The 1,341-nt window shown below is 70.1% G+C and carries 1 protein-coding gene and 1 pseudogene; both read right to left on the reverse strand.

What is annotated here, in order from left to right; all coding sequences use genetic code 11:
* A partial coding sequence (locus ACYVG5_RS21405) for an MCP four helix bundle domain-containing protein (protein WP_460683535.1) occupies nt 1–952 on the reverse strand: 952 nt, incomplete at its 3' end.
* Nucleotides 953–1,078: 126 nt separating this feature from the next.
* Nucleotides 1,079–1,341, reverse strand: a pseudogene (locus ACYVG5_RS21410) (methyl-accepting chemotaxis protein); the annotation flags it as partial.

Raw genomic sequence — 1,341 nt, forward strand, 5'->3', positions numbered from 1 at the left:
CCTCCTCCGCCGCCGCCGACACCACACCCGACTGCGCGCTCGTCTCCTCCGCCGACGCCGAGATCTGCGCCGACGACGCCGACAACTCCTCCGACGAGGCGGCGACCGCATCCGCCGAGGCAGCGACGGAGGACATCAGCCCGCGCAGGCTCTCCCGGGCCGCGTCGATCGCGGCTGCCATCCGCCCGACGTCGTCCCGCTGGTCGACACCGGTCTCGTGGGTCAGGTCCCCGTCGGCCAGTCGCTCGGCGGACCGCCGAACCCGGGCCAGGGCACCGGTGATCGACCGGGCCACCACAACACCGGCCAGGAGGGCCAGGCCGCTGCCCAGCACCAGCACGATGGCCAGTCCATTGCGCGTGGCAGCGTAGGCCTCCTCGGCGGCTACCGAGCTGGCCAGCGCGCGCTCCTGCTGCAGGGCCGAGAGTCCCTCCAGTCGTTCCAGGAGCTGGTCACTGAGTGGCGCGACCTGCGTCGACCGCAACTCGTTGAACTCCGCCTGCCGGCCGGCTGCGGCAAGCTGGTTGAGCTGGGCTGCCAGCCCCAGGTAGGTGTTGAAGTCGGTCACCACCTCGTCGAGGGCCGCCACGACGTCGGCAGTCGGACGGGTCTCGGTGCGCATGCGCTCGGCAGCCCTGAGCACCGCCTCCCCGGCCGCGTCGCGCTGTGCCCCGAAGGCCTCCTTGGCCTCCGGCGTCGGGGCGTTCACCCGGTTGAGTGCGTCGAACCGGTAGGAGATGTACTGGTACTGCATGTGCTCGGCCAGCTGCGCCCCGACCGTGTTCTGCTCGTACATCGCCGTCGTCCGGTCGGCCGTCGCTGACAGCGACGTGAGCCCGACGGTTCCCACGGTCAGAGCAGCGGCGACGGCCGTCCCGATCGCGGCCAGGATCTTGGTCTGGACGCCGAGATCGCGGAATCGCCGCGACAACGTGATGGGGGTGCCGTTCATGAATGTTCTCCAACAGAAGAGATGCGGCAATGCTGCCGCACAGGTAGGGGGTAGGTCTGGCACGCCGCCAGTCGCTCACCGTCGGGGAATCGCGGTGAGCGACTGGGGTGCGCGCTTCCTGGCGCGTCAGTAGGTGAAGCGGCCGACCGTGGTGCGCAGGTCGCTGGCCATCCGGGACAGCTCGTCCACCGCGACCCGGGTCTGACCCAGCGCCTGGGTGGTGGAGGACGCCGCAGCCGAGACACCGGTGATGTTCGTGGCGATCTCACCCGACCCGCTGGCCGCCTCCTGAACCGACCGGGACATCTCGTTGGTCGTAGCCGTCTGCTCCTCCACCGCCGAGGCGATCGTCAGCTGGAAATCGTTGATCGACCCGATCACCTCCGAGA

Source organism: Modestobacter lapidis (assembly GCF_054780755.1).